23 protein-coding genes and 1 tRNA gene are annotated in these 25,154 nt (G+C 63.5%); 11 read left to right on the top strand and 13 right to left on the bottom strand.

From position 1 onward, the window contains the following. Positions 1-135 precede the first annotated feature (135 nt). Both AC0L2D_RS06095 and AC0L2D_RS06090 read left to right on the top strand, forming a co-directional pair. A complete protein-coding gene (locus AC0L2D_RS06095; protein ID WP_473540593.1) occupies positions 136-1,647 on the top strand; it encodes a UxaA family hydrolase in 1,512 nt (503 codons plus the stop codon). Positions 1,648-1,713: 66 nt separating this feature from the next. Next, a complete protein-coding gene (locus AC0L2D_RS06090; protein WP_337123067.1) occupies positions 1,714-2,460 on the top strand; it encodes an SDR family NAD(P)-dependent oxidoreductase in 747 nt (248 codons plus the stop codon). Positions 2,461-2,474: 14 nt separating this feature from the next. Here the strand turns inward: AC0L2D_RS06090 and AC0L2D_RS06085 are convergent, their stop codons facing one another. The 7 genes from AC0L2D_RS06085 to AC0L2D_RS06055 form a co-directional block, all read right to left on the bottom strand. Next, positions 2,475-3,380 (bottom strand): dihydrodipicolinate synthase family protein, encoded by a 906-nt coding sequence (locus AC0L2D_RS06085; protein WP_473540592.1) that lies wholly within the window; start codon positions 3,378-3,380, stop codon positions 2,475-2,477. Positions 3,381-3,391: 11 nt separating this feature from the next. Beyond that, the gene (locus AC0L2D_RS06080; RefSeq protein ID WP_127368307.1) at positions 3,392-5,104 is read right to left on the bottom strand and encodes an IlvD/Edd family dehydratase; all 1,713 of its coding nucleotides are present in this window, start codon (positions 5,102-5,104) and stop codon (positions 3,392-3,394) included. Positions 5,105-5,117: 13 nt separating this feature from the next. Further along, positions 5,118-5,897 (bottom strand): SDR family oxidoreductase, encoded by a 780-nt coding sequence (locus tag AC0L2D_RS06075; protein WP_473540591.1) that lies wholly within the window; start codon positions 5,895-5,897, stop codon positions 5,118-5,120. Continuing rightward, the gene (locus tag AC0L2D_RS06070; RefSeq protein WP_063171059.1) at positions 5,890-6,780 is read right to left on the bottom strand and encodes an aldose 1-epimerase; all 891 of its coding nucleotides are present in this window, start codon (positions 6,778-6,780) and stop codon (positions 5,890-5,892) included. The genes AC0L2D_RS06075 and AC0L2D_RS06070 overlap by 8 nt, the downstream gene beginning before the upstream one ends. 13 nt (positions 6,781-6,793) lie before the next feature. Further along, complete coding sequence (gene araH, locus AC0L2D_RS06065) at positions 6,794-7,744, bottom strand: L-arabinose ABC transporter permease AraH (RefSeq protein ID WP_063171058.1); 951 nt, start codon at positions 7,742-7,744, stop codon at positions 6,794-6,796. Positions 7,745-7,755: 11 nt separating this feature from the next. Continuing rightward, entirely contained in the window at positions 7,756-9,267 is a 1,512-nt protein-coding gene (araG, locus tag AC0L2D_RS06060; protein WP_027164219.1) for an L-arabinose ABC transporter ATP-binding protein AraG, read from the bottom strand. A 70-nt stretch (positions 9,268-9,337) separates the two neighbouring features. Next, positions 9,338-10,327, bottom strand: a complete 990-nt coding sequence (locus AC0L2D_RS06055; protein WP_024501894.1) for an arabinose ABC transporter substrate-binding protein — start codon at positions 10,325-10,327, stop codon at positions 9,338-9,340. A 257-nt stretch (positions 10,328-10,584) separates the two neighbouring features. Here AC0L2D_RS06055 and AC0L2D_RS06050 point away from each other — a divergent pair, with 257 nt between their 5' ends. Both AC0L2D_RS06050 and dgoD read left to right on the top strand, forming a co-directional pair. Next, on the top strand, positions 10,585-11,274 hold the full coding sequence (locus AC0L2D_RS06050; RefSeq protein WP_050596413.1) for a FadR/GntR family transcriptional regulator: 690 nt from the start codon (positions 10,585-10,587) through the stop codon (positions 11,272-11,274). Between the two features lie 8 nt (positions 11,275-11,282). Next, positions 11,283-12,431 carry a galactonate dehydratase gene (dgoD, locus tag AC0L2D_RS06045; RefSeq protein ID WP_024501895.1) on the top strand — a complete coding sequence of 383 codons (1,149 nt, stop codon included), beginning with the start codon at positions 11,283-11,285 and terminating at the stop codon, positions 12,429-12,431. 192 nt (positions 12,432-12,623) lie between these two features. On the opposite strand, the gene AC0L2D_RS06040 is transcribed toward dgoD, so the two are convergent. Both AC0L2D_RS06040 and AC0L2D_RS06035 read right to left on the bottom strand, forming a co-directional pair. Next, positions 12,624-12,699 (bottom strand) — tRNA-Ala (locus AC0L2D_RS06040). 172 nt (positions 12,700-12,871) lie between these two features. Beyond that, positions 12,872-13,261 carry a TIGR02300 family protein gene (locus tag AC0L2D_RS06035; RefSeq protein ID WP_013528180.1) on the bottom strand — a complete coding sequence of 130 codons (390 nt, stop codon included), beginning with the start codon at positions 13,259-13,261 and terminating at the stop codon, positions 12,872-12,874. Positions 13,262-13,467: 206 nt separating this feature from the next. On the opposite strand from AC0L2D_RS06035, the gene aroA reads away from it, so the two are divergent. From aroA to rpsA, 3 genes are all read left to right on the top strand, one after another. Then, positions 13,468-14,826 (top strand): 3-phosphoshikimate 1-carboxyvinyltransferase, encoded by a 1,359-nt coding sequence (aroA, locus tag AC0L2D_RS06030; protein ID WP_027164217.1) that lies wholly within the window; start codon positions 13,468-13,470, stop codon positions 14,824-14,826. Positions 14,827-14,893: 67 nt separating this feature from the next. Beyond that, positions 14,894-15,538: a (d)CMP kinase gene (gene cmk / locus AC0L2D_RS06025; RefSeq protein WP_032898722.1), complete on the top strand. Its 645-nt coding sequence runs from the start codon at positions 14,894-14,896 to the stop codon at positions 15,536-15,538. A gap of 215 nt (positions 15,539-15,753) precedes the next feature. Beyond that, positions 15,754-17,451 carry a 30S ribosomal protein S1 gene (gene rpsA, locus AC0L2D_RS06020; protein WP_013528183.1) on the top strand — a complete coding sequence of 566 codons (1,698 nt, stop codon included), beginning with the start codon at positions 15,754-15,756 and terminating at the stop codon, positions 17,449-17,451. A 97-nt stretch (positions 17,452-17,548) separates the two neighbouring features. Here rpsA and AC0L2D_RS06015 read toward each other — a convergent pair whose 3' ends face one another. The 4 genes from AC0L2D_RS06015 to AC0L2D_RS06000 all read right to left on the bottom strand — a co-directional run bounded on the left by AC0L2D_RS06015 (position 17,549) and on the right by AC0L2D_RS06000 (position 21,516). Next, complete coding sequence (locus AC0L2D_RS06015; RefSeq protein WP_063171055.1) at positions 17,549-18,256, bottom strand: SDR family NAD(P)-dependent oxidoreductase; 708 nt, start codon at positions 18,254-18,256, stop codon at positions 17,549-17,551. Between the two features lie 169 nt (positions 18,257-18,425). Further along, positions 18,426-20,003 carry a 5-guanidino-2-oxopentanoate decarboxylase gene (locus tag AC0L2D_RS06010; protein WP_473540590.1) on the bottom strand — a complete coding sequence of 526 codons (1,578 nt, stop codon included), beginning with the start codon at positions 20,001-20,003 and terminating at the stop codon, positions 18,426-18,428. After that, the gene (locus AC0L2D_RS06005; RefSeq protein WP_473540589.1) at positions 20,000-20,647 is read right to left on the bottom strand and encodes a TetR family transcriptional regulator C-terminal domain-containing protein; all 648 of its coding nucleotides are present in this window, start codon (positions 20,645-20,647) and stop codon (positions 20,000-20,002) included. The genes AC0L2D_RS06010 and AC0L2D_RS06005 overlap by 4 nt, the downstream gene beginning before the upstream one ends. Next, positions 20,644-21,516: a dimethylarginine dimethylaminohydrolase family protein gene (locus tag AC0L2D_RS06000; protein WP_024501898.1), complete on the bottom strand. Its 873-nt coding sequence runs from the start codon at positions 21,514-21,516 to the stop codon at positions 20,644-20,646. Before AC0L2D_RS06000 ends, AC0L2D_RS06005 begins: the two co-directional genes overlap by 4 nt. A 213-nt stretch (positions 21,517-21,729) precedes the next feature. On the opposite strand from AC0L2D_RS06000, the gene AC0L2D_RS05995 reads away from it, so the two are divergent. The 4 genes from AC0L2D_RS05995 (at position 21,730) to AC0L2D_RS05980 (ending at position 25,077) form a co-directional block, all read left to right on the top strand. Beyond that, positions 21,730-22,545 carry an ABC transporter ATP-binding protein gene (locus AC0L2D_RS05995; protein ID WP_013528188.1) on the top strand — a complete coding sequence of 272 codons (816 nt, stop codon included), beginning with the start codon at positions 21,730-21,732 and terminating at the stop codon, positions 22,543-22,545. A gap of 53 nt (positions 22,546-22,598) precedes the next feature. After that, positions 22,599-23,399 carry a transporter substrate-binding domain-containing protein gene (locus tag AC0L2D_RS05990; protein WP_224618378.1) on the top strand — a complete coding sequence of 267 codons (801 nt, stop codon included), beginning with the start codon at positions 22,599-22,601 and terminating at the stop codon, positions 23,397-23,399. Between the two features lie 155 nt (positions 23,400-23,554). Continuing rightward, positions 23,555-24,268, top strand: a complete 714-nt coding sequence (locus AC0L2D_RS05985; protein WP_196815384.1) for an ABC transporter permease — start codon at positions 23,555-23,557, stop codon at positions 24,266-24,268. Further along, positions 24,268-25,077: an ABC transporter permease gene (locus AC0L2D_RS05980; protein WP_473540588.1), complete on the top strand. Its 810-nt coding sequence runs from the start codon at positions 24,268-24,270 to the stop codon at positions 25,075-25,077. The genes AC0L2D_RS05985 and AC0L2D_RS05980 overlap by 1 nt, the downstream gene beginning before the upstream one ends. Positions 25,078-25,154 lie beyond the last annotated feature (77 nt).

Genomic DNA, 25,154 nt, shown 5'->3' with positions numbered 1-25,154 from the left:
CCGTCTTTCATGACGACCTCATCCAGTCTCCGGCCTTGACCTCCTTGACCTCTGACATTCTATTATATTAGTATTCCAAATCATTTCTTGTCTCTCGACCTCCTGTCGCGGAGAACTTTTTCAGAGTATGGGGTCATGGCGCGGTTCATCAAGCTTTCGGGGGCCGACAACATTCTTCTGGCGGTCGATCCGTTGAAGATCGGCGAAAAAGCCGGTGACGTGGCTGCCAGGGCACGCATACCGCGCGGGCACAAAATGGCCTTGCGCGACATCGGCTCGGACCAGCCGATCGTGAAATACGGCCAGACCATCGGTTTTGCGCGGGAACCAATCGTCGCCGGCGACTGGGTTCACGAGCACAATGTGTATCTGCGAAATTTCGAACGCGACTACGTCTTCGGCACGAATACCAGGCAAACCGAGATCGTTGCCGAGGCCGAGCGCGCTACTTTCATGGGTTACCGCCGGCCGAGCGGCAAGGTGGGCACGCGCAACTTCATTGCCGTCCTGACCTCGGTGAACTGCTCTGCCAGCGTCGCCCGGTTCATCACCGACGAGGTCAACCGGTCTGGCATCCTGCGCGACTATCCCAATGTCGACGGTATCATCGCACTCGTCCACGGCACTGGCTGCGGCATCGACACCAAGGGTCCCGCTTACGACCTGTTGAAAAGGACGCAATGGGGCTTTGCCACGAACCCCAATGTCGGCGGCGTGCTGATGGTCGGACTCGGCTGCGAAGCGTTCCAGATCCCACGCTGGATGCAGTCGTACAACATCGAGGAGAGCACGATTTTCCGCACGATGACCATCCAGGAAACCGGCGGTACGCGAAAGACGGTCGAGGCTGGCGTGAAGGCGATCGTCGACATGCTGCCTACGGTGAACGCCGCCGAAAGGACGCCGCAACCAGCCTCCGAACTGGTGCTTGCGCTGCAATGCGGCGGATCGGACGGTTACTCCGGCATCAGCGCCAATCCGGCACTAGGTGCTGCGGTGGACCTGCTTGTCGGGCAAGGCGGTACGGCGGTGCTCTCGGAGACGCCGGAGATCTATGGCGCCGAACATCTCCTCGCCTTGCGCGCCGAGAGCCGCGCGGTGGGCGAAAAGCTGATCGAACGCATCCGCTGGTGGGAGGATTATACCGCCAGGCACGACATGGAGATGAACAACAACCCTTCGCCCGGCAACAAGCTGGGTGGGTTGACGACCATCCTGGAGAAATCGCTCGGCGCTTCCGCCAAGGGCGGCACCACCAATCTGCGCGCGGTGCTGGAATATGCCGAGCCGATCAACGAGCGCGGCCTCATCTTCATGGATACGCCCGGCTACGACCCGGTCTCGGCCACCGGGCAGGTCGCCGGCGGCGCCAACATATTGTGCTTCACCACCGGCCGCGGTTCGGCCTTTGGCTGCAAGCCGACGCCCTCGATCAAGCTTGCCTCCAACAGCTTCATCTTCGAGCAGATGCGCGAGGACATGGATATCAATTGCGGAGACATACTGGACGGCGTCTCGCTGGCCGAGAAGGGCGAGGAGATCTTTGCCGAGATCCTGCGCGTCGCTTCCGGCGGGCGCACCAGGTCGGAAGCGCTCGGCTATGGCGACAACGAGTTCGTGCCATGGAGCCTTGGCGCGACCATGTAGCGATCGCCCGCCTGCACAGGCCGGCCTTTATCCCGGAAGTAGCTCAAACGGAAAGAACCGCTCGACATGAACAGGATCGATCTTGACGGCCAGCACGCTGTGGTCACCGGTGGCGCCCAAGGCCTCGGCTTTGCGATGGCCAGGCGTTTCGTCGCCTCCGGCGCGACGGTCACCTTGTGGGATCTCGATGAGGCCCGCCTCGAAACCGCCAAGAAGGAACTCGGCAACGCTGCCACGACAGAGATCGTGGACGTCGCCGATTGGACGTCGGTGGACGCGGCGCGCGCCAGGACCGAAGATCTGGCCGGCAAGATTTCCATTCTGGTCAATTCCGCCGGAATTGCCGGCCCTGCCGCCCCGCTCGACGTCTACGACATCGAGACGTGGAAGAAGGTCATCGACGTCAACGTAAACGGTACGTTCTACGTCAATCGCGCCGTGGTTCCCGGAATGAAGGAGCGCAATTACGGACGGATCGTCAATATCGCTTCGGTCGCCGGCAAGGAGGGCAACCCCAACGCCTCCGCCTATTCAGCCTCGAAGGCGGCGGTCATCGGCTTGACCAAGTCGCTCGGCAAGGAACTGGCGCAGTACGACATCGCCGTGAACTGCATCTCGCCGGCCACGGCACAGACGCGCATTCTCGAACAGCTGACGCCGGAGCACATCGAATATATGCGCTCGCGCATTCCGCGCGGCCGCTTGCTGGAGGTCGACGAAGCCGCGGCGATGGTCGCCTGGCTCGTCTCCAAGGAGAACAGTTTCACGACCGCCTCCACGTTCGACCTGTCGGGTGGGCGGACGACCTATTGAAGGGCAGTTGCCGTTCAGCCAGGCAACCGACCGAGGCCAGCCGCAAAGCGCGCCACCATCGCCACGCCGGTCTCGTTGGGCCGCATCGCCGGAGCCCGGTTGTGTATCGTGATGCCTGCGCGGGCGCCGAACAGCCGCTTGCCGTAGCAGATCAGGTTCTCGATGCCCTGCATGGCGAAGACCGCTGCCGGCAGCATTCTTGCGTACTCGGCCTCGGCCGTCGCTTCGTCACCGATCCGAAACGCATTGTAGGCGCGCACGGCGAGGTCGATGCCATCAGGCGCCAGGATCATGCCGCGGCAACCGATGCGGAAATTGTCGATCAGTTCAAGGCCGCCGCGTCCGTTGAAAACGGGTATCCGGCCTTCGGTGCGTTCGATCAATCCGGCAATGTCGGTGACCGGGCCTTCGCCCTTGATCAGCCTTATGTTGGGATGAAGCGTGACGAGTTCGCGGATCTCGTCCGATGACAGGCCGCGCCCGAAAAACGCCGGCGCGTTCTGGATCGCCACCGGCAGGTCGGTTGCCTCGGCGACGCGGCCGAAGAACCTGGTGTATTCCAGCGCACCATAGGATCCGACCGGCGGCGGCTGCAGGATCACCCAATCCGCTCCCACGCTTTCAGCATGGCGAAGCTGTGCCACCTGCTCAGCCACCGAAGCGCCGAAGATGGTGAAGGCAAGCGGCACTTTTCCAGCCGTATCTTCCGCCGTCCAGTCCATGATCGTCCGGCGCTCGGCCTCGGTCAGCTTGGCGACTTCCGTCGCCAGGCCGAGCGCCGCCATGCCGTGCACGCCCGTCGCCAGGCAGATCTCGACTTGCCGACGCATCGCCGCGCGGTCCAGTTGTTCGTTCGCGTCAAAGAGCGCGTAGAGAATGGCGTGAATGCCGTGGAAATCGTCAGGCCGGAAATTAGGCATGCTGGTCGGCCTCAATGGCTTTCGCGTGGAATGGCGTGGCCACGGCATCCGACGAGAAAGTCGAGATCGGCGCCGCGGTCCGCCTGCAGGACACGGTCGACGTAGAGGCCCTGATAGCCGCCGCGCATCGCCGGGACGGGCGGTAGCCAGGATTCACGACGCCGCGCCAACTCCTGTGCCGACACGTCGAGATGCAGCTTCCTTGCTTCGACGTCGAGCTCGATGAAGTCGCCGCTCCTGACCAGCGCCAGCGGGCCGCCGATGGCGGCTTCGGGTGCGGCATGCAGCACGACGGTGCCGAAGGCGGTGCCGGACATGCGGGCATCGGAGATGCGGATCATGTCGCGGACACCCTGCTTCAGCAGCTTCCGGGGCAGCGCCATGTTGCCGACCTCGGCCATCCCCGGATAGCCCTTGGGGCCGCAATTCTTCAGCACCATGATCGACGCTTCGTCGACGTCGAGCGCGGGATCGTCGACGCGCGCCTTGTAGTCGTCGATGTCCTCGAAGACGACGGCGCGGCCGCGATGCTTCATCAGGGCCGGTGACGCGGCTGACGGCTTGATGATGGCGCCGTCGGGCGCCAGATTGCCACGCAGCACCGCGATACCGCCATTGGGAGTAAGCGCCTTGTCGCGCGGGCGGATCACCTCGGGATTGTAGTTTTCAGCGTCACGGATGTTGTCGCGCACGGTCTTGCCGGTGACGGTCAGCACGTCGAGATCGAGCAGATCGCCGATCTCCTTCATGACCGCCGGAATGCCGCCTGCGTAGCAGAAGTCCTCCATCAGGAAGCGGCCTGACGGCATCAGGTCGAGGATGGTCGGTACATCGCGGCCATACCGATCCCAATCGTCCAGTGTCAGTTCGGTGCCGACGCGGCCGGCAATCGCCAGCAGATGCACGACCGCATTGGTCGAGCCGCCGATGGCACCATTGACACGGATGGCGTTGGCGAAAGCTTCTTTCTTGAGGATGGCGGACGGGCGGAGATTCTCATTGACCATCTCGACGATGCGCCGCCCCGTCATGCGGGCGATGCGGCTGCGGCGCGCGTCGACCGCCGGATAGGCAGCGTTGCCCGGCAGCGCCAAGCCGAGCGCTTCGACCATCGAGGCCATGGTCGAGGCCGTGCCCATGGTCATGCAATGACCCGGCGAGCGTGACATGGCACTCTCGGCATTAGCGAAATCCTGCTCGCTCATCACGCCGGCGCGGACATCCTCGGAGAATTTCCAGACATCGGTGCCGGAACCTATCTCGCGGCCCTGGAAACGGCCATTGAGCATCGGCCCGCCGGAAATGACGATCGACGGCAGGTCGCAGGAGGCCGCGCCCATGACCAGCGACGGGGTGGTCTTGTCGCAGCCTGCCATCAGCACGACACCGTCCATCGGATTGCCGCGGATCGCTTCCTCGACATCCATCGAGGCGAGATTGCGGAACAGCATCGCCGTCGGGCGCAGATTGGATTCGCCGCAGGAGAAGACCGGGAATTCCAGCGGCAGGCCGCCGGCTTCCAGCACGCCCGCCTTGATGTGCTCGATCAGGCCACGGAAATGCACGTGACAAGGCGTGAATTCGGAGAAGGTGTTGCAGATGCCGATCACCGGGCGGCCGTCGAAGGCATCGTCGGGCAGGCCGTTGTTCTTCATCCAGCTGCGGTGAATGAAGGCGTCCTTGCCCTGCCCGCCGAACCAGTGCTGCGATCGTCTCTTGGTCATGATTTCCCGGAATTCAGGCTGGATGCTGGAGCTGGCTCAGCCCACCATCTACGACGAGCGTGGCCGCATTCATGAACGGGCACTCGTCGGAAATCATGAACACCGCAGCCAGCGCAATCTCGCGCGCCGTGGCGATGCGGCCGCCAGGATGTAGCGCCATGGTGTTGGCGCGTGCTGTGGCCGGATCGGCAAAGCTGTTCCAGTAGTCGATCGCCTTCTGGGTTTCGACATAGCCGGGCGCCAGCGCGTTCACGCGCACGCCTTGCACCGCATATTCGAGCGCCAGCGATTTAGTCAGGCCGAGCAGCGCGTGCTTGGCGACCGGATAGGGAAAGGTGTGTGGGATGATGGTGAAGCTGTGTGTCGAGGCGATGTTGAGGATGGCGCCGCCGCCGCTCGCGATCATACCCGGCAACACCGCCTTGCTGCAATTCCAGGCGCCCTTGACGTTGACGTCGAAGTTGCGGTTCCATTCCTCCTCGGTCGCCTCGAGCGGCGTCGAGAACACATTGACCCCGGCATTGTTGATCAGCGCGTTGATGGGGCCGATCTCGGCGGCCGCTTGGCTGACGGCAGCGGCAATTGCGGCACCGTCGCTGATGTCGGCTGCCGCATGCCCGACAAGGCCGCGCGGCACGGCGAGGCCCGCGACGGTCTTGTCCAGCAGTGCGCCGTCGCGGTCGACCAGGAACAGTCTTGCGCCTTCGGCAAGGCAGGCCCCGGCGATCGCCAGCCCGATGCCTTGCGCGGCGCCGGTCAGGAAGATGCGTTTGCCGGAAAGGCGCTCAGCCATGGTTGTCGCTCCAGTCGAAGACGGTCATTGCGAATCTTGCTCTGAGAACCTCGCCGGGGGAAAGTACCTTGATCCCCATTGGGTCGGCATCGAAATGCTTCAACGCATTTGGGGTATGGCTCATCGGCTCGAGGCAGAAGAAGCTTCGGTCCGTGTCCGGCGCAAAGAGCATGTAGCGGTCGAGTTCCGCGTCCGCCTCGATGTCGATCCCCAGACAATGCTCCGGCCAGATGATGCGCGCGATGCCGCTCCACCCTTCGAAGCCATTGTTCAGCCAACGGTCGGGCAAATGGCGCGGCGTTGAGAAATCGACATCGTCGGCAATGGCGCTCCTGGACGCTGGAAGGTGCCCGTCGCGCTCTGTCCACCAGGTTTCGGCCGGCGCAAACAAGGTCGTCCGCGGCGTGCGCGGAAAGAATGGATGGAAACCGAGGCCGAATGGCAGTGGAATGACGCCGGTATTTTCGACGGCAAGCCGGAGTTCCAGCCGCGCGCCGGCGAGCCGGAACGACTGTCGCGCATGGTAGGCATAGGGCGAGTCGACGCCGCGCGGATGATCGAAGGCCAAATCGAGGCGGTCGACGCGATGCTCCTCGACCTTCCAGTTCGCCTGCCAGCCGTCACCGTGAATATAGAAAGGATCAGTCGTGTTGGGCGCCAGCGTGAAGTTTTGACCGCCGCAGGAAAACGCATTGCCCTCGACGCGATTGCCGATCGGCACCATCGGAAAGCAAGCGCAGTGCACAACGTCGAACTCGGCCTCGCCTTGGTAGGGACGCAGGAATGGCACCCCGTCGGCCGTATGGCCGTTGACGATTGCGCTGCCAGAGGGGCTGATCTCGACGCACAGCCGATTGCTTTCCAGTAGTATTCCAGCCGACATGCCCTGCCCCGACTCAACGCCGGCCCAAAGCCGACGAGCGCAGATTGTCGAGCAGCACGGCCAGGAGCAAAATAACGCCGCGCACGATGTACTGGTAAAAGGCCGGGATGTTGAGCAGGTTCATGGCGTTCTCGGCGATGCCCATGATCAGCACGCCGACGATGACGCCCGACATGGTGGCGCGGCCGCCGGCAAGCGAGACGCCGCCGAGCACACAGGCCGAGATGACCGAGAGTTCCAGTCCGACCGCCGCGTTGGGCTGGCCCGAGGTGATGCGCGACGCCAGCAGGATGCCGGCGATGCCGCAGACGACGCCTTGCAGCGCAAAAATCCAGATGCGCGTCCGGTCGACATTGACGCCGGCAAGGCGCGAAGCCTCCGGATTGCCGCCGATGGCCAATGTGTTCTTGCCGAAGACGGTGCGGTTGAGGACGAAGCCGAAGATGCAAAACAGGATGGCGAGCACCCAGACCGGCGTCGGAATGCCGAGCAGTTTGGACAGCGCGAGCTGGTAGAAATCCGGGCTGTTGATGCCGACGGCGCGGCCGTCGGAAGCAATCAGCGCAAACCCGCGCACGATCTGCATGGTGGCCAGCGTCGTGATCAGCGCGTTGATGCGGAATTTGGCGATGACGATGCCGTTGATGAAGCCGACGAAGGCGCCGCTGGCAATTGCCGCCAAGAGGCCAAGCAGGATCGAGCCGGTGTAATTCGACGCCATCACAGCGACCATGCCGGCAAAGGCGACGATGGAGCCGACCGACAGGTCGAAGTCGCGTGCGGCAAGGCAGAACATCATGGTGCAGGCGACGATACCGACGGTGACCACCGACTGCAGCAGGCCGAGCATGTTGCGGTCGGTGAGGAAATTCGGCACCAGAGCCGAGACCAGCGCGAAGGCGACGACAAAGATGACGACGAGGCCCTGTTCGCCGAGCAGGATTTTTTTCAACTGGTCGGTCATGCCAAAAGTCCTCAAGATGCGATCGCGTCGGGGGTTTTCTGATCGGGGAGAGCGGCGGCCAGGATCGCCCTTTCGGCGAACTGGTCGCGGGTGAGCTCGGCGCTGACGCGGCCGCCGCACATCACCAGAATGCGATCGCAGATGCCCATCACCTCCGGCAGTTCGGACGAGACGACAACGATCGCCATGCCGTCCTGCGCAAGCTGGTAGAGCAGTTCATAGATTTCCGATTTGGCACCGACGTCGATGCCGCGCGTCGGCTCGTCGACAATGAGAACCCGCACCCCTTGTTCGGACAGCCAGCGGCCAAGAATGACCTTCTGCTGGTTGCCGCCGGAGAGGTTGATGATGTCCTGCTTGCGCGACGGCGTGCGCACCTTGAGCTTCTTGATGAAGGTTTCGGCGGTGGCGATCTCGCTGGCGCGGTTCAACACGCCGAAGCGCGTGTGATGGCGCCGCGACGAGATGTTGATGTTCTCCTCGACCGAGCGGCCCTGGATGATGCCGTCATGCTTGCGGTCCTCCGAACACAGCACGATGCCGGCCCGGATCGTACCACGCGGATCGGTGGCAGGGACCAGCTTGCCATCGACGGTGATGGTGCCGCCCGAGCGCGGATCGGCGCCATAGACCAGACGCATCAGTTCCGAGCGCCCGGCGCCGATCAGGCCGAAGAAGCCGACGATCTCGCCTGCCCTCGCCTCGAAACTGGCCGGCGTCTTCAGTTTGGGGCCGCTGAGAGCGTCGACCTTCAGGCGGACATCGCCCGTTTTTCGTGCGCGAAAACCCCAGATATCCGAAATCTCGCGGCCGACCATTTCGGCGACGACCTGGTCGCGGGTGACGCCTTTCAGCGACGCATGGTGCGCCGCCAGCTTGCCGTCGCGCAGCACGGTCAGGCTGTCGCAGAGCCGGAACACTTCGTCGAGCCTGTGCGAGACGTAGATGATGACCTTGCCCTCGCCGCGCAGGCGGTCGATCAGGGCAAACAGGATTTCGCTTTCGCGCGAGGACAGCGACGAGGTCGGTTCGTCCAGCGCGATAACGCGTGCGTCGAGCATGATCGCCTTGGCGATCTCGACCATCTGGCGTTCGCCGATGGACAGCGTCTTGACCTTGCGGCGCATGTCGATGTCGATGCCGGCCGATTTCAGCTTGGCGCCGACGTCGTCCAGCATCCGGCGGCCGGCGATGATGCCGGCGTTGGCAGGGAAACGACCGAGGCTGAGATTTTCGGCAACGGTGAGTTCAGGAACCAGCTGCAGTTCCTGATGAATGACGATGACGCCATTGTCGAAGGCATCCCGGGTCGACGTATAGGCCTGAACCCTGCCGTCGATGCGGATCTCGCCCTGATCGGCATGCTGGTCGCCGGACAGTATCTTGATCAGGGTGGATTTGCCGGCGCCGTTCTCGCCCATCAGGCCGTGCACGGCGCCTTTGTCGACGCCGAACGAGACGTCCGACAGCGCCTTGACGCCCGGATAGGTCTTGGTGATGTGCGAGAAGTCGAGAAAGGACACGGGCAGCGATCCTCTTATGGAATGGCAAACAGGCGGCGGGATGAGCCGCCGCCTGTTTGTACAGGGAGGATTATTCGATGCCGAGGCCCTGGCGGACCTTCTGGTAGTCGTCGCGCTTGGCGAGTGCACCGGAAGTCAGGATCAACTTCTCCGGCTCCTTGTTGCTGGCAACCCAGTCATACATGTTGAGCGCCGTTTCGTAGCCATGACGCTTCGGCGAGATGATCACGGTGCCGACGAAGCCGGTGGCCGTCGGCTTCTTGAACTCGTTGATCGCCGAATCCGCGCCGCCAATGCCAACGCCGATCACGCTATCAGCGGGGATGCCGACGCTTTCGGAGGCACGCACCGCACCCAGCACCGCTTCGTCGTTGAGGCCGAAAGAAACCCACTTCTTGATCTCGGCATGGGCGTTGAGCACGACGGTCGCCGCATTGAGGGCAGCTTCCGTATCGGTCTTGGCCTGAGGGGCGTCAAAAATGTTCTCGGCCTTGAAGCCGTTTGCCTTGAGCACCGAGATGGCGCCTTCGACGCGGTCGACGGCGGTCGGCAGTTGGTCATAGGAGACGCGGATGGCGCCGACCTCGTCGGCCTTCCAGCCGCGCGCCTTCATCTCGTCGACGATCGCCTGGCCAACCGCCTCGCCGATCTTGGTTGCCGAGATGCCCATATGCGGCACGTCTTCCAGCGCCTTGCCGTCGGCGCCGACCAGGCGGTCATCGACAGTCATCAGCTTGAGATTGTTGGCGGCGGCCTTGGCGACGATGCCGGGGCCGAGCTTCACGTCGGGCGTGCAGACGATGAAACCCTGCGCGCCCTGCGCGCCGAGATTGTCGATGGCCGACATCAGCTTCTCACCGTCTTCGGCGCCGATCTTGACCAGGGTAAAGCCCTTTTCCTTGGCGGCCTGGTCAGCGAACTTCCATTCGTCCTGGAACCACGGCTCCTCGGGCTGTTTGACGATGAAGCCGATCTTGGTGTCCTGAGCATATGCAGCGATGGTCGTGACGGACAGCACGGCAAGCGCGCCCGCGACGAGCGCGGTCTTCAAAAGTCGCATGATTACCTCCCAGCGATAGACCGGGCGCTCAGCCCGGATGCCGGAGTCTCTAATCGCTTTTATCATACTCGTCAATTGATCTGGTATGATAATTAATGTACATGCTCTGACCAGCGATCGCTGGCGCAATTGATCCGCATCCGTTAAGGCCGGACCGGTTGTGCGAAACCAGCGGTTCGCCGCCTTGGAGGAGGGCTGAGGTGACCGGGACTTTGAAGAAACCGCAAGGCGACACAACCACTCGCCGCCCGCGTGTCATGCCCGACGTGACCAAGGCGATTGCCTCGGACATCTTTTCCGGGCGCTATCCGGCCGGCTCCTCACTGCCGACCGAAAACGAGCTCGGCGTCGAATACAGCGTCAGCCGCACCGTCATCCGTGAGGCCCTGAAAGTGTTGGCGGCAAAAGGGCTGGTGCTGTCGCGGCCACGCGTCGGCACGATCGTCTGCAACGAGGACGACTGGAACATCATCGACCCGCAGGTGCTGGCCTGGCACGCGCCGCATGCACTGGACGACAAGCTCTTCGACGCCATTCTTGAGACTCGCCGGGCCATCGAGCCGCTGGTTGCCGAACTCGCCGCCACGCGCGCGACGCTGCAGGAAATCGCCGATCTCGAAGCCACCTGGCGCGGCATGGCCGGCGCCGGCGAGGATCTCGCCGCCTTCTCGCGCAGTGACATCGCTTTCCACCAGATCGTCTATGCCGCGAGCCATAACCCGATCTTTCGCCAGATCGGCAATCTCATCGACACCGGGCTGAAATTCTCGCTGGAGGCGACGGCGGTGATTTCGCTCGACCGGCGCATGGAGGCCGTGGCGGCGCACCGCGAGGTGGTCGAGGCGCTGCGTATGCGCAATGCCGATGCCGCGCGTGGCGCGGCAAACAAGATCCTCGACCTCGCGGCGCGCGACCTCGTCAGCGCCAAGAAACTCAAGAGCAACTGAGACTGCGCATGAAAATCATCTCGCTCACCACCTACATCGTTCCGCCGCGCTGGCTGTTCCTGAAGATCGAAACCGATGCCGGCGTCACCGGCTGGGGCGAGCCGGTCGTCGAAGGCCGGGCGCTGACCGTCGAGGCGGCGGTCAAGGAGCTTGGCGATTATCTCATCGGCAAGGATCCGCGCCTGATCGAGGACCACTGGACGGTGATGCACCGCGGCGGTTTCTACCGCGGCGGCCCGATCCTGATGAGCGCCATTGCCGGCATCGACCAGGCACTGTGGGACATCAAGGGCAAGGCGCTCGGCGTGCCCGTGCACGAACTGCTCGGCGGCAAGCTGCGCGACTCGATCAAGGTCTATTCCTGGATCGGCGGCGACCGCCCGGCGGAGGTCGCGGCCGGCGCCAGGGAAATGGTTGCGCGCGGTTTCCTGGCGCTCAAGATGAACGGTACCGAAGAACTGCAGATCGTCGACAGCCATGACAAGATCGACGCCGCTGTCGAACGCGTCGCCATGGTGCGCGAGGCCGTCGGGCCCAACATCGGCATCGCTGTCGATTTTCATGGCCGCGTGCACCGGCCGATGGCGCGTGCGCTCGTCAAGGAACTCGAACCCTATAGGCTGATGTTCATCGAGGAGCCGGTGCTCAGCGAAAACCGCGAGGCGCTGAAGGAGATCGCCGCGCTTGGCTCGACACCGATCGCGCTCGGCGAGCGGCTCTATAGCCGCTGGGACTTCAAGTCCGTGTTCGAGGAAGGCGTCGTCGACATCATCCAGCCCGACCTGTCGCATGCCGGCGGCATCACAGAATGCCGCAAGATCGCGGCGATGGCGGAAGCCTATGATGTCGCGGTCGCGCCGCATTGCCCGCTCGGGCCGATCGCGCTTGCCGCGTGCCTGCAGCTCGACGCGGTCAGCTACAACTGCTTCATCCAGGAGCAGAGCCTCGGCATCCACTACAACGCCGCCAACGACCTGCTCGACTATGCCGCCAACAAGGATGTCTTCCGCTACGAGGATGGTTATGTCGCCATTCCCGACGGCCCGGGCCTGGGTGTCGAGATCGACGAGGATTATGTCAAGGAACGCGCCAGGGAAGGCCACCGCTGGCGCAACCCGATCTGGCGCCACAAGGACGGTTCCTTCGCCGAGTGGTGATCCGGGCTGGCTTTCAGACTCCAAGCACTCCAGGAATAATGAAGACTTTGTCCGGCGAGCAGTTGCTCTCGAGAAATGGCTCGTTCGTTCGGTTTGATCGAGGGGCTTTCAGCGGCGTTGCCGAATTGACCATCAAACGCAGATGACCGCAGTGCGGCACATTCATCGGCTGCGAATTGCAGAGGGACTGTTTGGTGGAGCCAATCGGGATCGAACCGACGACCTCTTGAATGCCATTCAAGCGCTCTCCCAACTGAGCTATGGCCCCACTTCCGGCAGTCAACCGGCGCCGTTTCCGGCGAAGAGATCCGGCGCGGGTTGGAGACCGCGCCGTTAGTGCAGGCGGCTTCTAACCCCGCCCTTCTCAGATATCAAGCCTTCGAGAGTCGCTTTTTCTTCACAGGCCTCGAAAGCCCGCAAACGCCCGCTTTCAAGGCCGATCAGACCTCGTCGTCGTCGTCGCCGACGCCGATCATGTCGGCAACGTCGTCATCTTCTTCCTCTTCGTCGGCGAGGAAGGTGTCATCCTCGTCGTCGCCGAGATCGACGTCGTCCTCGTCGTCGCCAAGATCCGGCAGGTCGTCGCCCTTGACGTCCTCATCAGCCTCTTCGAGCGAGACGACCTCAACGCCTTCTTCTTCCTCGGCGTCCACTTCCTTCTCGGCCACTTCCTCTTCCTCCTCGAGAGCGGCAATCTTGCCTTCCTCGAAATAGGAACGCGGATAGGTCTTGCCGGTGTAGGGCGAGACGATCGGGTCCTTGTTCAGGTCGTAGAATTTTCGGCCCGTCTCCGGGTCGATACGTTTTGTGCCAAGTTCGGTTTTTGCCACGGCAAGCCTCGTCAATAAAAGAGTGGTCCCCTTAACCACAGTTTGCAGCGCTGTCAAAGCGAAAAGCCGGCGTCACAAAACCATGCATTGAAAGGCCTCGCGTGAAGTGACGACCATGGGGATGACCATTTCGGCCCACCGTGGTACGAGACCGCCGCAACAAATGAAAAGCGCCGGCCCGCCGGCATTCCGTCCAGGGAAATTCCATGTCTCACGCCGCCGCCCCCAAGCCGGCCACCGCCCGCCAATCCCCAGCCCTTTCCGGCATCGCGCGCGTGCCGGGCGACAAGTCGATCTCGCACCGTTCCTTCATGTTCGGCGGCCTCGCCTCCGGCGAGACCCGCATCACCGGCCTGCTCGAAGGCGAGGACGTGATGCGCACGGGCGCGGCCATGAAGGCAATGGGCGCGCATATCGAGAAGAACGGCGACGAGTGGGTGATCCGCGGCACCGGCAACGGCGCGCTGCTGCAGCCGGAAGGCCCGCTCGATTTCGGCAATGCCGGCACCGGCTCGCGGCTGACCATGGGCCTTGTCGGCACCTATGACATGGAGACGACCTTCATCGGCGATGCCTCGCTGTCGGGCCGGCCGATGGGCCGTGTGCTGGAACCCTTGCGCCAGATGGGCGTGCAGGTGCTGAAGGCGACGCCGGGCGACCGCATGCCGATCACACTGCATGGACCCAAGCATGCCGCACCGATCACCTATCGCGTGCCGATGGCCTCGGCGCAGGTGAAGTCCGCAGTGCTGCTCGCCGGCCTCAACACGCCCGGCATCACCACGGTGATCGAGCCGGTGATGACACGCGACCACACCGAAAAGATGCTGAAGGGGTTTGGCGCCAATCTGTCGGTCGAAACCGACGAGCGTGGCGTGCGCCACATTTTCATCGAAGGCCAGGGCAAGCTGACCGGCCAGACCATCGCCGTGCCGGGCGACCCGTCCTCGGCCGGTTTCCCGCTGGTGGCCGCCCTGATCGTGCCGGGTTCGGACATCACGATCGAAAACGTACTGATGAACCCGACCCGCACCGGCCTGCTTTTGACGCTGCAGGAGATGGGCGGCAAGATCGACATCCTCAACCGGCGCAATGCCGGCGGCGAGGATGTCGCCGACCTGCGGGTACGTTACTCCGAGCTCAAGGGCGTCATCGTGCCGCCCGAGCGGGCGCCGTCGATGATCGACGAGTATCCGGTGCTGGCGGTCGCTGCGAGCTTCGCCGAGGGCGAAACGCTGATGCAGGGGCTGGAGGAGTTGCGGGTGAAGGAATCCGACCGGCTGTCGGCCGTCGCCAACGGGCTGACGCTCAACGGCGTCGACTGCACCGAGGGCGAAGCTTCGCTTGCCGTGCGCGGCAAACCGGGCGGCAAGGGCCTTGGCGGCCATCCCAATGGCAAGGACACCACCGTGCAGACCCACCTCGATCACCGCATCGCCATGAGCTTTCTGGTCATGGGGCTGGCGACGGAAAAGCCGGTGACCATTGACGACGCCGCCATGATCGCGACCAGCTTTCCGGAGTTCATGGGGCTGATGACGGCGCTGGGCGCGGAGATCGGGTGACGGTCGTGGCAACCAATAGCCTTGGTACGTTGGCAGGCCAGCGCCCAACCCTTTCGGCGGTCTGCCAATGACACACGTCTTCACCATCGCCATCGACGGCCCCGCCGGCGCCGGCAAGGGCACCCTCGCCCGCCGGCTGGCCGACCACTACCGCCTCAACCTGCTCGACACCGGCCTCACCTACCGTGCCGTGGCCTATGCGCTCATCCAGCACGCGCTGCCGCTCGACAATGTCTCGGCGGCTGAAACCGCTGCCCGCCAGGTCGATCTGGCAAAGCTCGACCGGACGGTCTTGTCGGCGCATGCGGTCGGCGAGGCGGCCTCCAAGGTCGCGGTGTACCCGACCGTGCGGCGCATCCTCGTCGAAAAGCAGCGCGACTTCGCCAAGACGCCGCCGGGTGCGGTGCTCGACGGGCGCGACATCGGCACCGTGGTGTGCCCCGACGCCGACATCAAACTCTATGTGACGGCGAGCGCCGAGGTGCGAGCACAGCGCCGGCTGGCCGAGATCGAGAGCATCGGCGGGACCGCTGATTTTACCGAGATCCTCGCCGATATCATGCGCCGCGACCAGCGCGACATGGGCCGTGCCGACTCACCTTTGAAGCCGGCCGCCGACGCGCACTTGCTTGATACCAGCGAAATGGCTATAGAAGCCGCGTTTCTTGCAGCCATGGCGATCATCGATGACGTCTTGGCCAAGAGAGACTAGGTCTGATCCGGGTTTTTCCCTCGTCTTTCCGTTGTCGGAGGCGAAGAAAATACCCATATCGGGCACGAACCAGCCTGCCAGCATTCTTCATGCGCCGGAATTGCCGCTTAAAGAGCGGCCCAGGGCTTTTGTAGCCCGGAACGCCGGCAGGCCAACGCAACGCTAACCCACGGCGCCCGTCCCGCTTCCAGATGCGGGGCACTCCAGGAGAAACAATGTCAGCTGCAAATCCCACTCGCGATGATTTCGCGAGCCTGCTCGAAGAATCATTTACAACAGGCCATTCCGGCGAAGGCCAGGTCGTCAAGGGCACGATCACCGCGATCGAAAAGGACATGGCCATCATCGACGTCGGCCTCAAGGTCGAAGGCCGCGTGCCGCTGAAGGAATTTGGCGTCAAGGGCAAGGACACTACCCTCAAGGTTGGTGACACCGTCGAAGTCTATGTCGAGCGCATTGAAAACGCGCTTGGCGAAGCGATGCTTTCCCGTGAGAAGGCCCGTCGCGAAGAGAGCTGGGTCCGTCTCGAAGAGAAGTTCACCAAGGGTGAGCGCGTCGAAGGCGTCATCTTCAACCAGGTCAAGGGCGGCTTCACGGTCGACCTCGACGGCGCCGTGGCCTTCCTGCCGCGCAGCCAGGTCGATATCCGCCCGATCCGCGACGTCTCCCCGCTGATGCACAACCCGCAGCCCTTCGAGATCCTCAAGATGGATCGCCGCCGCGGCAACATCGTGGTGTCTCGCCGTACCGTGCTCGAAGAGAGCCGCGCCGAACAGCGTTCGGAAATCGTGCAGAACCTCGAAGAAGGCCAGGTTGTCGAAGGCGTCGTCAAGAACATCACCGATTACGGTGCGTTCGTCGACCTCGGCGGCATCGACGGCCTGCTGCATGTCACCGACATGGCATGGCGCCGCGTCAACCATCCGACCGAAATCCTCAACATCGGTCAGACGGTCAAGGTGCAGATCATCCGCATCAACCAGGAAACCCACCGTATCTCGCTCGGCATGAAGCAGCTCGAGAGCGATCCGTGGTCCGAGATCGGCACCAAGTTCCCGATCGGCAAGAAGATCAAGGGCACCGTCACCAACATCACCGACTACGGCGCGTTCGTCGAGCTGGAGCCGGGCATCGAGGGTCTCATCCACGTTTCGGAAATGTCGTGGACGAAGAAGAACGTGCATCCAGGCAAGATCCTGTCGACGACCCAGGAAGTCGACGTGGTGGTGCTCGAAGTCGATCCGGCCAAGCGCCGCATCTCGCTCGGCCTCAAGCAGACGCTCGAGAATCCGTGGCAGGCTTTCGCCTCTAGCCATCCGGTCGGCAGCCAGGTCGAGGGCGAGGTCAAGAACAAGACCGAGTTCGGCCTGTTCATCGGCCTCGAAGGCGACGTGGACGGCATGGTGCACCTTTCCGACCTCGACTGGACCCGTCCGGGCGAGCAGGTCATCGAAGAGTACAATCGCGGCGACATGGTCAAGGCGCAGGTGCTCGACGTCGACATCGACAAGGAGCGCATCTCGCTCGGCATCAAGCAGCTGGCCAAGGATACGGTCGGCGAAGCGGCGACTTCAGGCGAACTGCGCAAGAACGCGGTCGTCACCTGCGAAGTCATCGGCGTCAAGGATGGCGGTCTGGAAGTGCGGCTGGTCGACAGCGGTATCGAAACCTTCATCAAGCGCTCCGACCTGAGCCGTGACCGCGACGAGCAGCGCCCCGAGCGCTTCACCGTCGGCCAGAAGGTCGATGCCCGCGTCATCGCCTTCGACAAGAAGACCCGCAAGCTGCAGGTCTCGATCAAGGCGCTGGAAATCGCCGAAGAGAAGGAAGCGGTCGCTCAGTACGGCTCGACCGACTCCGGCGCTTCGCTGGGCGACATCCTGGGTGCCGCGCTGAAGAAGCAGGGCAGCTAAGTCTTCGCACCGCGAAGCCTTCGCACAGGCTCCAAAACAAAACCCCGCCGGAGCGATCCGGCGGGGTTTTTCTTTGACCTAGGTAAAGGTTGGAAAGTTACGCCCTGCCGTAAAGCGGCACCAGCGTGCCGCTCATCGCCTGATTGGCCGGCGAGGCGAGATAGGCGATGGCCTCGGCGGCGGCTTCGAGGCTGACCCATCTTGTGACATCGGCATCCGGCATATCGGCGCGGTTTGCCGGCGTATCTAGCGTCGACGGCGCCACGGCATTGACCAGGATGCCCTTGTGCTTCAGCTCTTCGGCCATCGCCACCGTCATGGCTGCCACCGCCGCCTTGCTGGCGGCGTAAGCGACCATGCCGGCGCCGCGCCGCGGATCGAGCCCGGCGCGCGCGGTGACGTTGACGATGCGGCCCGCCGTGTCCGACGACAGCATCGAGCGGATCGCGGCGCGGCAGCACAGGAAGGCGGTGCGCGCATTGGTGTCCATCATCTCGGCAAAGGACGCCGACTCGATCTTTTCAACAGGCGCCGAGGTGAAGCCGCCAGCCAGATGGATCGAGCCCCAAAGGCCCGGAACCTGGCTATAGAACGCTTCGACCTTCGCGGGGTCCGAGAGATCGACGTTGTGCACCAGCTGGACACGGTCATGCGAGGTAAAGGGGAAATGCGTAGGGGCGGCGGCATGAGCATTGGGCACATGGCAGATCGCGCCGTCGCTCAGCAGTTTGCCGACAACCGCACCGCCGAGCGCACCGGTCCCACCAGTCACGACGATATGCTTGCCTTCAAGTGTTTCCGTCATCTTGGACGCTCCTGTCATTTTTTTATCGTTAGGTCGTTTCTGTGCCGCCGACGCGAAGCGTCGCGCCTTTTGCGCCATCACTCAATTGACATCTCGACATGGCAGTTGTCGCGTCTTTGCATGCGTCCGACACTTCAGCCGTGGCCCGCCAAAACGGGAAACCCGCGCTTCAGTCAACTGTGATTTCGATGACGCGCGGCAGTCCGGTGGCCCGGGCGCGCTTCAGCGCGTCCGCGAGAGCGTCGATATCGGCAAGCCGTTCGGCGCCGATGTCATAAGCCTCGGCCAGCTTGCAGAAATCCGGCGGCGCCGGCGATACGCCAACCGGCTCGACGCCGACATCGAGCATCGAGGTTTCGATCTCGCGGTAGCCTCTGTTGTTCCAGACGACGAAGATGACCGGTACCCGCGCGTCGAGCGCGGCGCCCAGTTCCGGCAGCGTGAACTGGAAGCCGCCGTCACCCGTGAGGCAGACGACCGGCGCATCGGGTATCGCAAGGGCCGCGCCAATTGCGGCCGGCGGGCCGTAGCCAAGCGCGCCGAAGCCGGTGGCGGCATTGAACCAACCGCCTGGCCGATCATGGTCGTAATAGAGGTTGGCCGCATAGATCGGCTGCGTCGAATCGCCGACGATGAGCGCGCCCGGCAAAGCGTCGCGGATCATCTCGACGGCGCGCACCTGCCCCTGCAGTGTCGGATTGAGCTCGGCAAAGGCTGCTTTGCGTGTAGTAGCGGCGCGCGACGAACCGCCCTCGCTTGCCCGGACATGGCGGGTTTCCAGAAGCAGTGCTTCGAGCGCCTCGGCGCAATCGGCCTGGATCGAAACCGTCGCCGGGCGGCGGGCAAGCTGGTCCGCGCCGATATCGATGCGGATCAGGTTGGCGGGCACGACGAAGCCGCCATCGCTGTAGCCGTCATAGTCGGTCGGGCCGAATTCGGTGCCGGCGGCAATGACCAGGTCGGCGTCGGCCATCAGCGCCCGTACTGTCTTCAGGCTGGGACTGGCCGGCACGCAAAGCGGATGACCATGCAGCAGGCCGCGCGCATTGGTGGTCTGGACGACCGGCGCCCCCAGCCGTTCGGCCAGACGCCGCAGTGGCGCTTCGGCGCGTTTGGCGCCGCCGCCGACCAGGATCAGCGGGCGGCGCGCTGCACTGATGAGTTTGGCCGCGTTGGCAATTGCGACACCTTCCGGCACGGGCGGCGTCACATTGCTCAGCATGGCAGCGATGCCATCCGCCGGCTTGACCATGACGTCGGTCGGGATCTCGATATGTACCGGGCCGGGCCGGGCCGATGAAAACAGGGCGAAGGCCTGCGCCAGCGCGCCGGGCAATTCGCCAGCCTCGGTAACGCGCTGCGAAAACAGCGCCACCTTCTCCATCATGCCGCGCTGATCCGGCAATTCGTGCAGATGGCCCAGCCCCTTGCCCAGCGTCGGCGTGGCGTTGACGCCTGAGATCACCAGCATCGGCACCGAATCGGCACGTGCCTGCCCCATGGCGGTGATGGTGTTGGTCAGCCCCGGTCCGGTGATGACGAAGGCGACGCCCGGCCTGCCGCTGGCGCGCGCATAGCCATCGGCCATGAAGCCGGCGCCCTGTTCGTGACGCGGCGTGACGTGGCGGATCTTGGAGCGCGCTAGCCCGCGGTAGAGTTCTACCGTGTGGACGCCGGGAATCCCGAAGACCGTGTCGACGCCATGGGCTTCGAGCAGCGAAATGAGCGCTTCGCCGAGTGTCGTCATTGGTTTTCCTCCCCTTCCGGCGCGAGGCCTAGTTCGGCCTCGACGGCCTTGATGCCGATCGCCGCCAATTCGCCGGGCGAGAACATCTCGCCGGCCAGGCAGCCTTCGATCCAGAGTCCGTCGATGATCGCATTAATCGCGATGGCATGGTGGCGCAATTGGCTTGCGCCCGATTTGCGCCGTTCGGCGGCGAGCACCTCGGCCACAACCGCTTCCACCTCATTGCGAAAACCAAGGTAGCCTTCGCGGTGGGCGTGGGCCAAGGTCGGATCCGCTCTGGCGCGGCCGATGAAGGTTGCCCAGAGCGAAAACACCCGCGCGTCGATAATCGGCGCATTGAGGTTGGCGGTGACGAAAGCCGCAAGGCGCTGGCGAGGCGAGGCATTCTCCATGACCAAAGCCGCTTTCGCCTGCTCGGTCATGCGGCCCATCAGCGCTGCATAGGCTTCCTGCAGCAATTCTTCCTTGCCGGGAAAATAGTGCCGGATCAGCCCGGCGGTGACGCCGGCACGCAATGCGATGGTGCGCAAGGTGGCGCCCTGCAGGCCATGTTCCGCCACGCTGTCCAGAGTGGCCTCGATCAGATCCTGCCGCCGCCGCTCCTCGCCCTCGCGACGGAACCTGCGGCGGGATGGCATATTCATTGGCGCAGGATCGGTCGCGTCAGGCATGTCGGCCCGCCCTCGCAGGCGATGCAGAGCGCATCCGCCTCGAAGATTTCGACCGTGCAGCCGGCGGCTTCCATCGCGGCTTTGGTCTTTGGAAAGCCCGCGACGGCAATGATCTTGTGTGGGCTGGTCGGCAGCACGTTCAGGCTAAGGCCGTTGGAAGCCGCGAACTCTTCGGCGTCGCCTTCGACCAGCCGGATGTTACGCGCCTTCAGCATCTGATAGAATGGGGCCGGCAAAAGCGGTGAATGGACCAATGCGAGGTCGTCGGCCAGCGGGCTGATCACCGACATCAGATGCAGGCACGCTTCTTCGCCTTGCCACAGCGGAAGATCAAAGCCGTAGACGGAAACGCCCAGCGGCGTCAGCAGGTTGGAAACCTGCTGGATGCCTTCCTGGTTGGAGCGGACACCGCGCCCGATCACCAGCGTACGGGCATCGAGCCATACGCAATCACCGCCTTCGACCTGGCCAGGAACCTCGACGCGGCCCAGGATTGGAATGCCCAGCCTTCGGTAGGTTTCCTCATGCAGCGAGGGCTCCCTGGCGCGCAACGGCTTGCCCATGGACAGAATCAGCGCGCCGCGATCGGTCATCAGCGACGGGTCGTGCGTGAACACCGAGTCCGAAAGTCCATCCGCCGTGTCCTCGATCCATTCGATTTCGGCACCGGAAGCCGCCACCAGTTCAGCAAGGAGCGCGTGCTGCGATGCCGCTTTCGCCGGATTGAATCCCGGGCCATAGTGCCAGGCAGCCCTGTCGGCATTGCGCATGGCGTTGGCCGCCGACCGCATCAGCACGCGGCGCAGCGGCGCCGCCATGGACTGTGATCCGAAAGCGCTCATCGAAGTCCTTTTTCGCTGAAAAAAATCGAGAAAATTTCATGGAAGGCTATTTATACACTTGCACAACAAGCTCGCAAGTGCCGTAATAAGCAGGATTGACGGGCTCTCGCCGTTGGGTCCATGCTGAAGTCTGGAGCGGGGCAGTACAGCGTATATGTTAATTAGCCGGATACACGTTCGACGAACCGCAGCCGACCCGATAGAGGTCACCCGGTGAGCGTGGTGGAAGCTGCCGCAGTCCGATCCGGCAAGGCGCAGGACGGCGCCGCCGAAGCCATCCATGTCGAGAACCTGCACAAGAAGTTCGGTGAGCTGCATGTGCTGAAGGGCGTCTCGCTGTCGGCGCGCGACGGCGAGGTCATCGCCATCATCGGCGGCTCGGGCTCCGGCAAATCGACCCTGCTGCGCTGCATCAACTGCCTGGAAAACCCGACCAGCGGCATCATTCGCGTCAATGGCGAGGAGATCAAGCTCAAGGCCGACAGCCACGGCCACACCATTCCGGCCGACCGCAAGCAGATCGAGCGCATCCGCTCCAAGCTCGGCATGGTGTTCCAAAACTTCAACCTGTGGAGCCACATGACGCTGATCGAAAACGTCATCGAGGTTCCGGTGCATGTGCTTGGCGTCAAGCGCGATGTGGCGATCGGCGAGGCCGAGAAGCTGCTCGCCCGTGTCGGTCTGGCTGAAAAGCGCGACGTCTATCCGGCCTATCTGTCGGGCGGCCAGCAGCAGCGCGCCGCGATCGCCCGGGCGCTGGCCATCAATCCGCGCGTCATGCTGTTCGACGAGCCCACCTCCGCGCTCGATCCCGAACTGGTCGGCGAGGTGCTGAAGGTGATCGGCGACCTGGCGCGCGAAGGCCGCACCATGGTGCTGGTCACCCACGAGATGAAGTTCGCCCGCGAGGTCGCGACCCATGTCGTCTACCTCTACAACGGGCTGGTCGAGGAAGAAGGGCCGCCGGAGCAGATCTTCGGCGCACCGAAATCCGAAAGGCTGAAGCAGTTCATCCGCAACATCGGCTAGGCAAGCCGGGACGGAAGAAAACCGGGAACCAACAACAAACTGGGAGTCATGAAATGAAGACCGTTCTGAAGACATTTGCCGCAGCGCTGCTGCTCGGCGTCGCCGCCATGGGCGTGGCCAAGGCCGATCCGGTCAAGATCGGCGTCGCCGCCGAGCCTTATCCGCCCTTCACCTCGCCCGATGCTTCGGGCAAATGGATCGGCTGGGAGATCGACTTCATCGACGCCGTCTGCGCCGAGGAGAAGCTCGATTGCGTTATCACCCCGGTTGCCTGGGACGGCATCATCCCGGCTCTGACGACCAAGAAGATCGACCTCATCGTCTCCTCGATGTCGATCACCGCCGAACGCGCGAAGACGATCGATTTCTCGGACAAGTACTATAACACGCCGACCGCGATCATCGGCCCGAAGGACCAGAAATTCGGCTCCGCTCCGGACGACCTCAAGGGCAAGATCGTCGGCGTGCAAGTGTCGACGGTGCACGCTGTCTACGCCAAGAAGCACTTTGGCAGCACAGCCTCCGAGATCAAGGAATACCAGACCCAGGACGAGGCCAACAACGATCTGGCCGCCGGCCGTCTCGACGCGGTGCAGGCCGATTCCATCGCGCTTGGCGAATTCCTCAAATCCGACCAGGGCAAAGCCTGCTGCGACCTGAAGGGCATGGTCGCTCCCGATGACGAAGTGCTCGGACCGGGCGTCGGCGCCGGCGTGCGCAAGGAAGACACCGAACTGAAGGGCAAAATCAACGCCGGCATCAAGGCGATCCGCGCCAACGGCAAATATGACGAGATCTCGAAGAAATACTTCGATTTCGACATTTACGGCGGCGGCGGCGCGCAGTCGAACTGACGATCCTCGTATGAGCTGTGGGGTGTGGCGTCGCGCCATGCCCCACCTGCTCGATCTTTCCCAGGCATGTTTGCCGCCGACGCAGCCGTCGGCGCTTAGTCAGCACTTCGGGGGCGACGCTGATCGACGCACTTCTTTCGGCCTCCGCGGCCGGCATCACCGAGCTTCTCTCGCCCTACCCGCCAGGCTGGGGCGGGGCGCTTCTGGTTGGGCTGCTGCATTCGATCGAGATCGCGCTGGGCGCCACGTGCCTCGGCCTTCTGATCGGCACTGGCGGCGCCTATGGCAAGCTTTATGGCGGGCCGGTGGTGCGCGATCTCCTGGCGGTTTACACCACCATCGTGCGCGCCGTGCCCGAACTGGTGCTGATCCTGCTGCTGTATTACGCCGGCACCGACCTGATCAATCAGGCGCTGACGGCCATGGGTTATCAGCGCGTCGACGTGAGCGGCCTTGCCGCCGGCATCGCCGTGCTCGGCTTCGTCCAGGGCGCCTATTCGACAGAGGTGATACGCGGCGCGATCCTGGCCATTCCGCAGGGCCAGATCGAAGCCGCCCGCGCCTATGGAATGTCTCCGGGCCTGATGTTGCGGCGCATCACCTTGCCGTCAATGCTGCCCTTCGCTATTCCGGGCCTCGCCAATCTCTGGCTGATCGCCACCAAGGACACCGCGCTATTGGCTGTTGTCGGCTTCTACGAGCTGGCGCTGGCAACGCGGCAGGCAGCGGGCGTCACCAAGGCCTATTTCACCTTCTTTTTCGCGGCGGGCGTGCTCTATCTGCTTTTGTCGCTGTTTTCCAACCTCGTTATCGGCCGGGTCGAGACCTGGTCGCGGCGCGGCATGCCTTCGCTCAAGGAGGCGCGCTGATGGCCAACGAGGCGACCATCATCGACGTCGTCGCGCGAACGTCGCTGTGGCTGCAGCCGCACCGCATCGTGCTGATCCTGATCGCACTGGGCCTTGTTTTGTCGGCCGCCTTTTTCATGCGCTGGGACTGGCTGCCGCAATATTATGAAATGGGCTTGATCGGCCTCTGGCGCTCGCTGTGGATCCTGGCCGTCACCTGCGTGCTGGGCTTCCTGCTGGCCGTCCCGCTTGGCCTGGCGCAGGCTGCCGGCTCGTTCTGGTTCGCCGCACCCGCCAAGGTGTTCTGCACGGTGATCCGGGGCACGCCGCTGCTGATCCAGCTCTGGCTGCTCTATTACGGCCTGGGCTCGCTGTTCCCGCAATATCCGTGGATCCGCGAATCCTGGATGTGGCCATATCTGCGGCAAGCCTGGCCCTATGGCGTGCTGGCGCTGACCCTGTCGTTCGCCGGTTATGAGGGCGAGGTGATGCGCGGCGCCTTCGCCGGCGTGCCCAAGGGGCAACTCGAAGCCGCCCGCGCCTTCGGCATGAGCCGCTGGAAGGCGTTCCGGCGGATCTGGCTGCCGCAAGCCTTCTACCGGGCGCTGCCGACGCTGACCGGCGAGACCGTGCTGCAATTGAAGTCGACGCCGCTGGTGGCGACGATCAGCGTCATCGACATCTTCGCCGTTTCGTCCAAAGTACGGCAGGACACCTACCTCACCTACGAGCCCTTGCTGCTGCTGGCGCTGATCTACATGACGATAACCGGCATTCTGGTCTTCGCCTTCAGCAGGATAGAGGCCAGGATCCCGAACAAGATTGGTTAGAGGGGAGTAGGGGAGTAGGGGAGTAAGGAAATAGGGGAGTACGGGACAGTGGGCAGTGAATAGCGAATGGGGATGGA

Source organism: Mesorhizobium sp. WSM4833 (assembly GCF_055811095.1).
The sequence above is the reverse complement of the archived record's forward strand: the minus strand, read 5'-3'. Positions and strand labels throughout refer to the sequence as shown.

Bases quoted from the DNA above. Each gene is read 5' to 3' on its own strand.
- AC0L2D_RS06050 (WP_050596413.1), top strand. From the start codon at position 10,585: ATGCCCGACGTGACCAAGGCGATTGCCTCGGACATCTTTTCCGGGCGC.
- AC0L2D_RS06090 (WP_337123067.1), top strand. From the start codon at position 1,714: ATGAACAGGATCGATCTTGACGGCCAGCACGCTGTGGTCACCGGTGGC.
- dgoD (WP_024501895.1), top strand. From the start codon at position 11,283: ATGAAAATCATCTCGCTCACCACCTACATCGTTCCGCCGCGCTGGCTG.
- aroA (WP_027164217.1), top strand. From the start codon at position 13,468: ATGTCTCACGCCGCCGCCCCCAAGCCGGCCACCGCCCGCCAATCCCCA.
- araH (WP_063171058.1), bottom strand. From the start codon at position 7,744: ATGACCGACCAGTTGAAAAAAATCCTGCTCGGCGAACAGGGCCTCGTC.
- AC0L2D_RS06005 (WP_473540589.1), bottom strand. From the start codon at position 20,647: ATGAATATGCCATCCCGCCGCAGGTTCCGTCGCGAGGGCGAGGAGCGG.
- AC0L2D_RS06095 (WP_473540593.1), top strand. From the start codon at position 136: ATGGCGCGGTTCATCAAGCTTTCGGGGGCCGACAACATTCTTCTGGCG.
- AC0L2D_RS06070 (WP_063171059.1), bottom strand. From the start codon at position 6,780: ATGTCGGCTGGAATACTACTGGAAAGCAATCGGCTGTGCGTCGAGATC.
- AC0L2D_RS06080 (WP_127368307.1), bottom strand. From the start codon at position 5,104: ATGACCAAGAGACGATCGCAGCACTGGTTCGGCGGGCAGGGCAAGGAC.
- AC0L2D_RS05980 (WP_473540588.1), top strand. From the start codon at position 24,268: ATGGCCAACGAGGCGACCATCATCGACGTCGTCGCGCGAACGTCGCTG.
- cmk (WP_032898722.1), top strand. From the start codon at position 14,894: ATGACACACGTCTTCACCATCGCCATCGACGGCCCCGCCGGCGCCGGC.
- AC0L2D_RS06015 (WP_063171055.1), bottom strand. From the start codon at position 18,256: ATGACGGAAACACTTGAAGGCAAGCATATCGTCGTGACTGGTGGGACC.
- AC0L2D_RS06085 (WP_473540592.1), bottom strand. From the start codon at position 3,380: ATGCCTAATTTCCGGCCTGACGATTTCCACGGCATTCACGCCATTCTC.
- AC0L2D_RS05990 (WP_224618378.1), top strand. From the start codon at position 22,599: ATGAAGACCGTTCTGAAGACATTTGCCGCAGCGCTGCTGCTCGGCGTC.
- AC0L2D_RS06000 (WP_024501898.1), bottom strand. From the start codon at position 21,516: ATGAGCGCTTTCGGATCACAGTCCATGGCGGCGCCGCTGCGCCGCGTG.
- AC0L2D_RS06075 (WP_473540591.1), bottom strand. From the start codon at position 5,897: ATGGCTGAGCGCCTTTCCGGCAAACGCATCTTCCTGACCGGCGCCGCG.
- rpsA (WP_013528183.1), top strand. From the start codon at position 15,754: ATGTCAGCTGCAAATCCCACTCGCGATGATTTCGCGAGCCTGCTCGAA.
- AC0L2D_RS06010 (WP_473540590.1), bottom strand. From the start codon at position 20,003: ATGACGACACTCGGCGAAGCGCTCATTTCGCTGCTCGAAGCCCATGGC.
- AC0L2D_RS06055 (WP_024501894.1), bottom strand. From the start codon at position 10,327: ATGCGACTTTTGAAGACCGCGCTCGTCGCGGGCGCGCTTGCCGTGCTG.